This is a genomic window from Lactobacillus helveticus DSM 20075 = CGMCC 1.1877 (assembly GCF_000160855.1).
Lineage (GTDB): Bacteria > Bacillota > Bacilli > Lactobacillales > Lactobacillaceae > Lactobacillus > Lactobacillus helveticus.
Genome location: NZ_GG700753.1, coordinates 200,802 through 209,273 on the forward strand (window position 1 = coordinate 200,802; position 8,472 = coordinate 209,273).

The 8,472-nt window shown below is 37.5% G+C and carries 12 protein-coding genes; 7 read left to right on the plus strand and 5 right to left on the minus strand.

Going from position 1 to position 8,472, the window contains the following annotated elements; genetic code table 11:
* Window positions 1-23: 23 nt before the first annotated feature.
* Together HMPREF0518_RS04570 and HMPREF0518_RS04575 are read right to left on the minus strand one after the other, a co-directional pair.
* A complete protein-coding gene (locus HMPREF0518_RS04570; RefSeq protein WP_003626584.1) occupies window positions 24-530 on the minus strand; it encodes a YbhB/YbcL family Raf kinase inhibitor-like protein in 507 nt (168 codons plus the stop codon).
* A 102-nt stretch (window positions 531-632) separates the two neighbouring features.
* Window positions 633-1,979, minus strand: a complete 1,347-nt coding sequence (locus HMPREF0518_RS04575) for a threonine/serine exporter family protein (RefSeq protein ID WP_003626587.1) — start codon at window positions 1,977-1,979, stop codon at window positions 633-635.
* 169 nt (window positions 1,980-2,148) lie between these two features.
* Between HMPREF0518_RS04575 and HMPREF0518_RS04580 the strand changes: the two genes are divergently transcribed.
* Genes HMPREF0518_RS04580 through HMPREF0518_RS10935 form a run of 3 tightly spaced genes read left to right on the plus strand, consistent with a single transcriptional unit; the run spans window position 2,149 to window position 3,621 of the window.
* On the plus strand, window positions 2,149-3,102 hold the full coding sequence (locus tag HMPREF0518_RS04580) for a sugar-binding domain-containing protein (RefSeq protein WP_003626589.1): 954 nt from the start codon (window positions 2,149-2,151) through the stop codon (window positions 3,100-3,102).
* Between the two features lies 1 nt (window position 3,103).
* Window positions 3,104-3,436 (plus strand): hypothetical protein, encoded by a 333-nt coding sequence (locus HMPREF0518_RS04585; protein ID WP_003626591.1) that lies wholly within the window; start codon window positions 3,104-3,106, stop codon window positions 3,434-3,436.
* Window positions 3,437-3,489: 53 nt separating this feature from the next.
* Window positions 3,490-3,621, plus strand: coding sequence for a hypothetical protein (locus tag HMPREF0518_RS10935; protein WP_003628189.1), 132 nt, complete (start codon window positions 3,490-3,492; stop codon window positions 3,619-3,621).
* Between the two features lie 70 nt (window positions 3,622-3,691).
* On the opposite strand, the gene HMPREF0518_RS04590 is transcribed toward HMPREF0518_RS10935, so the two are convergent.
* The gene (locus HMPREF0518_RS04590; protein WP_003626596.1) at window positions 3,692-4,072 is read right to left on the minus strand and encodes a DUF1828 domain-containing protein; all 381 of its coding nucleotides are present in this window, start codon (window positions 4,070-4,072) and stop codon (window positions 3,692-3,694) included.
* A 130-nt stretch (window positions 4,073-4,202) separates the two neighbouring features.
* Between HMPREF0518_RS04590 and HMPREF0518_RS04595 the strand changes: the two genes are divergently transcribed.
* The 3 genes from HMPREF0518_RS04595 to HMPREF0518_RS04605 are packed head-to-tail and all read left to right on the plus strand — an operon-like array spanning window position 4,203 to window position 7,308.
* Entirely contained in the window at window positions 4,203-4,760 is a 558-nt protein-coding gene (locus HMPREF0518_RS04595) for an ECF-type riboflavin transporter substrate-binding protein (protein ID WP_003626597.1), read from the plus strand.
* Window positions 4,761-4,772: 12 nt separating this feature from the next.
* Entirely contained in the window at window positions 4,773-6,482 is a 1,710-nt protein-coding gene (locus HMPREF0518_RS04600) for an ABC transporter ATP-binding protein (RefSeq protein WP_003626599.1), read from the plus strand.
* On the plus strand, window positions 6,475-7,308 hold the full coding sequence (locus HMPREF0518_RS04605; protein ID WP_003628184.1) for an energy-coupling factor transporter transmembrane component T family protein: 834 nt from the start codon (window positions 6,475-6,477) through the stop codon (window positions 7,306-7,308). The genes HMPREF0518_RS04600 and HMPREF0518_RS04605 overlap by 8 nt, the downstream gene beginning before the upstream one ends.
* Before the next feature lie 21 nt (window positions 7,309-7,329).
* Here HMPREF0518_RS04605 and HMPREF0518_RS10285 read toward each other — a convergent pair whose 3' ends face one another.
* Together HMPREF0518_RS10285 and HMPREF0518_RS04610 are read right to left on the minus strand one after the other, a co-directional pair.
* Window positions 7,330-7,488, minus strand: a complete 159-nt coding sequence (locus HMPREF0518_RS10285; RefSeq protein ID WP_003626603.1) for a hypothetical protein — start codon at window positions 7,486-7,488, stop codon at window positions 7,330-7,332.
* Between the two features lie 30 nt (window positions 7,489-7,518).
* Window positions 7,519-7,974 (minus strand): DUF441 domain-containing protein, encoded by a 456-nt coding sequence (locus tag HMPREF0518_RS04610; RefSeq protein ID WP_003628182.1) that lies wholly within the window; start codon window positions 7,972-7,974, stop codon window positions 7,519-7,521.
* Window positions 7,975-8,232: 258 nt separating this feature from the next.
* On the opposite strand from HMPREF0518_RS04610, the gene HMPREF0518_RS04615 reads away from it, so the two are divergent.
* Window positions 8,233-8,472, plus strand: a 240-nt coding sequence (locus HMPREF0518_RS04615; RefSeq protein WP_003626607.1) for an IS256 family transposase, incomplete at its 3' end; no start/stop codon positions are given.

Genomic DNA, 8,472 nt, shown 5'->3' on the forward strand with positions numbered 1-8,472 from the left:
TGAAAAATCAGGAGTCTTATTTTTCATTTAGCACGACTTGGAATTTCAATAGTTGTATTAGCAATAATGTGATCTTTAACTTTGTCTAAAAATTCATTTAGATAATAACCATCTTTTAATTCCAATTCATGATCTAAGGCATAAACAGTTAATGAATAGTTATGCGTCTTATCTGGTGGCATAGGACCTGTATAGCCCAATACTGGTCCTGAATCTTTTGGCAAAAACTTACTAATATTGCTGTTATAGCCTTGAACAAAATCAATATTTTGATGATGTTGACTAATATCAGCAGGAATATCTTTGACAGGCAAGTTTGCAGCTAACCAATGAATCCAAGTAAAACCACAAACTGGAACTGAATCATAATCATGAAAATAAACTGCTAAAGCTTTTGCATCTTTGGGCACGTCAGAAACAAAAATAGGAAAAGAGCGGCTAGGCTTGCCTTCAATTTTTTGGTCTGCAGGTGCAAATTTGCCATAACGGTCAAATAAGTAACCGTTCATTGTTGGTACTTCGATTTTCATATTATCACCTCATGTTCATTATATTAGCCCTTGACTCAAAAAGGCTATCAAAAGCAAATTAAAAGAGCCAGAAAATCTGACTCTTTTTGCTATTCAATTTATTTAATCTGCATGTCTCCACTTCTTGTCTGTTAAGATACGTGCGGCAAGCAATCCTAACGGAAGTGCAATAACGATCATCAATGCTTCAGTAATCCAGTAAGCACCAATATTGATATTAGTAATACCGAAGTTGAAAACTGCGCGGTACATATACAGCCCTGGAACCATAATTACGATTGAAGGAACCGTAATTGCAATTCGTGGGAAACCAACCTTTTGTCTAATAATACTTGCTAAAAGCCCTGAAACAAGAGCTCCAATAAAGGCAGCCAAGGCTGGTGCCATATAACCATAATCAACTAGACTAAGACGTAAAGTGTTAGCCATCGCACCCATGATTGCGGCAGTTGCGGCCATATTAGGACGACTGTTAAACATGATTGAGAAGCCGAATACCCCACAAAAACTAGCAATCAAACGCAAGAATGTTAGCATCCCTGGATTGAGATTCAACTTAGGCATAGAACCCGGATGCAAATTCAAAATCGTAGCCACTGCCCAGCCTGACATAGTGGCAATCGTAATTATCAAAAGTGCATAGGTCATTCGTTCAAGCCCAGATCTCATATCCAGCTTAGACATGTCCAGTCCTGACGTAATGAACGGAAATCCCGGAATTACGAACAGCATTGCACCGATATAGCCATAAGCATGATGATAATCTAAGTGGAAAATCATTTTGCCAATATGGAAAGATATAAAGTAAACCGCACAAGCTACTGCAACGGCTACCGCAATTTTAGCTACAAGAGTCATCTTGCGCTTACCCATAAGTGCTCGTACATAATTACCTACTCCTGCACCTAAAAAGGCACAAATGACTTCAGGCAAGCCACCACCTAGCAAAAAGATAAAGCTTGCACAGGCTAAACCAGAACTAAGACCAGCAATTGCTGCTGAATAAGCTGATTTTTGATTTTCGATCTCACGCAAACGCTTGTGAATTTGACCGATATTCCAATTACCGTGCCCAGCTTCAAACTGACGAACGAATTTTTCTAACTCATTCAACTTGGTCATGTTCACACCCGTTGCTGGCAAAGACAATGTCTGTGAATATGATTCATTGTCTACGTCAAAACAAGTATATTCAATTGAAACTAAGCCAATATCTGTTGAACAGGTAATCCCCAAAGTTCTAGCGATCGTATCCATCGAATCCCGCACACGCCAAGCACCGGTTCCGCAGCTCAGCAGCATAATCCCTATTCGGCCAACGATGAATGCCTTTTCAACTAGAGTAGCATCCTGTGCCATTGTCTTATTATCACTCTTGAAGAACTCCTCCCATAAAATCTTCATGTGATGTTTTTGCGACAAATGATATTCTCGTTCCGTTTCCTTCATTAGACTAATTTCTTTCCCTCATTTTTAAAATCAATTAAAATACGCTTCTCTATTTTAACACAGTAATTTTGAGTGGAACGTATTTTATATTTTTCAAAAATTAAGCATTCCATTTTACTATTTTAAATCTATAATGAATATATGAATTAAAAATAAAGAACGGTTTATAGTGGCACAATTAACTGATGAACAACTTGCTAGTATTGCTCATGATTTTTATCTCAGCAAGCTAAATATCGCGGAAATTTCAAAAAAATATAACCTATCGCGCTATTTAATCACCAAGGCACTAGATGACGCGGAAATGCGTGGCATTGTTAAAATTAAAATCACGCAAGGCATCAAACGCAACCAAGTTTTGGAGCGAAAATTTCAAAAATTATTTGTTTTAAAAGAAGTCTTTATTTTAAAGGATTCAGAACATGGTAGCGATGATGGTGAAACTGTGGTTAATTTTGCGGTTAAGCAAATTCAAACATATTTGCAAAATACCCGTATCGCTGGTCTCACCTGGGGCAGCACAATGCGCAGCGTCATTAACAACTTTAATGAAGAAAACTTTAATAAGCTTTACTTCGTTCAGCTCTTAGGTCACGCCATCAATTCAAATCGTCGCAAAAATCCTTTGATGCAAGAAGTAGCTGAAAAATTCCATGCTAAAAGCTTAGGCTTGCCTACGCCACTTTATATCTTGAATCCTAAGATTATTCCAGCTTTAAAAAAAGAGCCCTACTTCAAAGTAATTGAAAACTGCTACCATAACTTAGACCTCCTCTTTACGGGTCTGGGCACTATTGAATCATTTAAGACTAATCCATTTTTGGATAAAAACTATGGTCCTAGACTATTCCAAAACATCCCGGAAGAACAAGTAGCTGGTTTTATTATAGGACAGCCTTACAATATCAACGGTGAATTTTTCTCTGATTTTGAAAAACATATCTGCAGTATATCAATGAATGACATCACGCGAACACCAATCTGCTTCTGCATCGTCCGCAATCGGTTCAAGTCAAAAGCATTATTAGGCGCTTTATGCAGCGGTATCATCACAAACCTAGTTATTAACGATGATCTAGCTCAACGTGTATTGCGCGAAGCAGATCAACTTTTAGGGGGATAATATGAAAAAATCAAAATATGATCTATGGATCGGAGCAATCAATTTAATTAACTGCTGCCTATTCATCTGTTCTTGGTTTGCAATCTTTGGAGCAGATTTCACAGCTAAAATCGCCTTCTTTTTCTATCTGTTTGCTCGGATAGGCGTAATTCTTAACGAAATTGCTATTGTCCAATCACATAATTTAAGCATTTCACTAGTAGGACCAATCTTAGGCGTTATAGGCAATGCACTTTATGGTTTTACAGCAGTATTAGCATTGCCTGCAGTGATTATTAACATCATTTCTGCATTCTTTATTTTTATGCAACATAATAATAAGAAAAAAGGATAATCAGATTAACTTTTCAATAAATCCGATCTACAATGACGGTAGAGGTGACAATTATGGAATTTAGAGTAGATGACTGTATTCCAGATGTTGAAACAATTATGGCCTTAGCCGAGGATATCGCTGATTTTGATTTAAATGGCAAAAAAACAGAAGATGTTCACGTAGGAAGGATTATCAATGCCTAAAGTTGCCCGAAGAAATTTGAATATAAAAATGCATCCCTGATCAACAAAAAAGATCGAGGGATGCATTTTTTTAGCCTAAATATGAAATTGCCACTTGCAATTGGGCCAGCTTCATTACTGCCTGAGCCACATTTTTGCGATCAACATCAACATAAATCTCACAATGTTCTTCATCAAACTGATAGCCTGATCCAAGAGCGATATCTGCCGCAGTCTCATACAATTCCATATCTTCTTGATTAGGATCAAGTTTAAACAAAATACGACCGCCATCACTTACCCGGCAATGATCTTCATCTTCCTTAACCCACACATAAACGGTGTCACCATAAGAATCAATCATCATTGTAGCAATTTGCATGGTTTGATCATCAACCCATATAATCTTGGTCTGATCGGCCGCATATTGACCAATTTCATTATCTAATTTTTTTAGTTCGTCCTGTTTCATTTTTACCTCTAACTACTAGTTCATTATTATCATAATTTTAATTGTAACATATCCAGCTTTTCTGCTACATCCCTTGACGGTAACCGCTTTCCAATTATACGGTGTTATTATCACAAAACGGAGAAAAAATATGAAAAAACAAGATTTATCTGTTAAAAATGTTGTTGCTATGGGAATCGGTTCGGCTATCTATGTTATCCTGGCCCGTTTCACCTCTATTCCAACTCCTATTCCTAATACCAACATTGAGCTAGTCTTCCCATTTTTGGCTCTTTTTGCCGCAATCTACGGCGCTAAAGTTGGCTTTGCAGTAGGTTTTATCGGCCATACTTTATCTGATTTTATCATGTATGGTCAAACATGGTGGAGCTGGGTTTTGGCTACCGGTGTATTAGGTTTGATTATTGGATTAGCCAGCAAAAAGCTTGATCTTAAAAATGGTATTTTTGGCATTAAACAAATTCTGCTGTTTAATATAGTTCAAATCTTTGCCAATATCATAGCCTGGATAGTGGTTGCTACTATCGGAGATATTATCATTTACAGCGAACCTGCCAACAAAGTTTTTGTTCAAGGAATTAGTGCTACCCTCTCTAACGGCATCACTATCCTAGTAGTCGGCACGCTTTTATTAAAGGCTTATGCTGGTACCAAAATTAAAAAAGGCAGTTTACGTAAAGAAGATTAGAAAGACTTAGGCATGACTGAACCTATTATTACTTTTAAAAACTTTTCATTTAAATATGACAGCCAAGCATTCCCTACACTACAGGACATTAATTTAACTATTAATCGCGGTGAAAAAATATTAATTGCAGGGCCATCTGGCAGTGGCAAATCAACTATTGGTCGCTGCATCAACGGTCTGATTCCTAATATTGATACTGGAACAATTACTGGTGAATGCTTAATTAATGGCAAAAATATCAAAGAAACAGACCTCTTTGACTTATCATTCACTACATCAACCATCTTGCAGGACACTGACAGTCAATTCATCGGTTTAACTGTCGGTGAAGACATCGCTTTTGCATTAGAAAACGATTGTCGTCCGCAGAATAAGATTAGACAGACTGTTCACCGCTGGGCCGATGAATTAGAGATCAGCCATTTATTAAAGCAGGCACCACAGAGTTTATCTGGTGGGCAAAAGCAGACCGTAGCACTTGCTGGCGTCTTAATTGACGAATCTCCTATTCTGTTATTCGATGAACCACTGGCCAACTTAGACCCTGCTTCAGGGATGAAAACGATGGCGTTAATCGATCAAATTCAAAAGGAATTAAATGCGACGGTAATTATCATTGAGCACCGTTTAGAAGAGGTGCTCAGCCAGCCTATCGATCGTGTCATTTTAGTTAATGATGGCAAAATTATCGCTGATAAATCACCTAATGACTTGCTTCATCAAAATAAGTTAGAAGATATCGGTGTAAGAAGCCCTCTTTATCTAACTGCCTTAGTCAAAGCTGGTGTTGATTTAGATACGATTCCTGATCTAACTTCAATAGAGGCTTTGCCTGATGATGCTAAGATTGGACAAAAATTGCAAGAATGGACAGACTATGCTTCCTTAATTTCTACTAAAGAAGAAAAGCATTCCTTGCTTGAACTAAAAGGCGTGGGACATCGCTACAATCACTTGCAGGTTAATCCATTGCGTGATGTTACAACCACTATTAATAAGGGCGATTTTATGTCTATTGTAGGACAAAACGGTGCAGGTAAAACTACGCTCTGCCGCATTATTTGTGGTTTTATTCCCAATGAAGGCAAAATCTTATTTGATGACGATGACCTATCACAATACTCTATTAAGCAAATTTCTGAAAAAATTGGCTATGTCATGCAAGATCCAAATCAGATGATCTCACAAAAGATGATTTTCGATGAAGTTGCCTTGGGGTTACGTCTACGTGGCTACAGCAAAGAAGAAATCAAGGATAAGGTTTTTGAGACTTTAAAAATCTGTGGCCTTTACCCTTACCGCCATTGGCCAATCTCTGCCTTGAGTTTTGGTCAAAAGAAGCGCGTTACCATCGCCGCTATCCTGGTTCTTGAACCTGACGTAATCATCTTAGATGAGCCAACCGCTGGTCAAGATTGGAAGACCTACACGGAAATCATGAGCTTTTTAAAGAAGTTAAATGATCAAGGCAGGACTATCATGATTATTACGCATGATATGTACTTGATGATGGAATACACTAATCGCTCATTAGTTTTTGCCGATGGAAAACTAATTGCGGACACTGAGCCGATTAGATTATTAACCGAAAACAGTTTAATTAAAAAGGCTTCTCTTAAAAGAACTAGTCTTTATGACCTAGCACGTAAATATAATCTAAAGGATCCTAATTACTTCTTCCGTGCCTATGTCGATTCAGAAAGGACCAGTAAAAATGCATGATCAAAATCAGATTCTAGGCTACCAGCCTGGCACCAGCTTTATTTATCAATTAAATGCTACTACGAAGCTAATCTTCATGTTGCTGGTCTCAGCCGCTTGTATGATCACTTATGATACACGCTTCTTACTTGCAATCTGTGTCTTCTCCATTATTTTATTCAAAGAAGCACAAATCAAATGGTCGCAGATTTCCTTTATTGTGAAATTTATCGTTGCCTTCATGATTTTAAACTTAATCTTCGTTTATCTCTTTCAACCAACCTATGGTCAAGAAATTTATCATTCACGCAGTATTCTAATTCATGCTGGCTACTTCACTCTAACAATTCAGGAAGTTTTCTACTTATTCAATCTGCTGCTAAAGTATATCTGCTCAATCCCGATTGTCTTATTATTCTTGTTGACGACCAATCCGAGCCAATTCGCCGCTAGTTTAAACCAAATTGGCATTAGTTATAAAATTTCTTATGCTGTGGCACTGGCCTTACGCTATATTCCTGATATTCAGAATTCATATTGGGCAATCTCCGCTGCCCAGCAAGCTCGAGGCAACGAATTGTCAAAAAAGGCTAAGTTATCGCAACTAATCAAAGGCACTTTAAACATTATTATGCCGCTCATCTTCTCTAGTCTGGAGAGAATCGATACCATCAGTACGGCCATGCAGTTAAGACGCTTTGGTTATAAGAAGAAAAGAACTTGGTATGTAGCTCAATCTTTTAAGAAAGAAGATTATTGGGTGATGGGATTGTCGGTCTTAGCTATTTTAATAGTAATTTTGCTCTGGCAATTGAATCACGGCCGCTTTTATAATCCATTCATGTAGCAAAAAAGGACTAATTTTGCATTAGTCCTTTTTATGTTTCTTCTTTTTATCATCGTCATCAATCGTGACAACTTCTGGCTTCTTAGGAATTGGCGGTGTAATAACTTCATAGTTACGCAACCGTTTTTCTAAGTAATCATCTAGTCGCTGCGTTATATCTTCATGAACAATAACTGCCATTACACTCACCTTCCTTTTCTACATTATATATTAGAAATGCAAGTTAAATAAAGTGATAACCAAATAAGTCATACCGCTAGCAATTACGGGACCGGCGGCTACCCCTTTAAATACTACTACGCCGATGATCGTTCCTAAAACAAGTGCGACAGTTACTTGCGGTACGGCGGCCAACTGATCAACGCCATATCTTGATAAAATAGCTACGGCGATCCCGGCTAAAATAGCGATCCAACCTGCTGGCGATTTGAAGGTATTGATTAGATCCTTAAAACCAATCTGTCCGGTAGCAACTGGAATTAAGATTGCTACTGAAATAACGGTAACGCCCCAATTAATTCCTTTGGCTTGAATCACTGGCAGCCACTTGCTGGCAAATGGAATTAATTTTAATGCCATTACCACGCCTGTAGCGATGATCAACGACATGTTTTTACCAACTAAGGCTACAACTAATACTAATGCTAAAAATAGCCAACTCTCCATATTCTTCCCCTTCATTTCATCTTTCTTTCTTTTTAAATTTACACAAGAAAAAAGTTAGTGAAGATGGCTCACTAACTTTCAATTAGAATATTTTCATTATAACTAAATCTGCTTGAAAATAGAATTAGAGACCGTAAAATAGTTTGTGTAAGGATGAATGATTCCTTAAATTAATTTCTTAAAATATTAGAAAAAGGAGTTCCTTTCTCGTATAATTGGTTTGAACAAAAAAACACATACAGAAAGAAGAACTCCTTCATGAATGATTTTACCAAAAATATTGCTCAAGCTCTATTCAATCAAGACGAAATTAATGATTTATTGCGTAAAGAACTCCAGCAAGCAGTTAATGACTTGTTAGAAGCTGAATTAACTGCCTTTTTAGGTTATAATCCTTATGCAAGAGACGGCTGGAATACCGGCAATTCTAGGAACGGTGCCTACTTTCGCAAGGTGGATACGCAGTTTGGCGAAATTGAAATCCAGGTACCTAGGGAT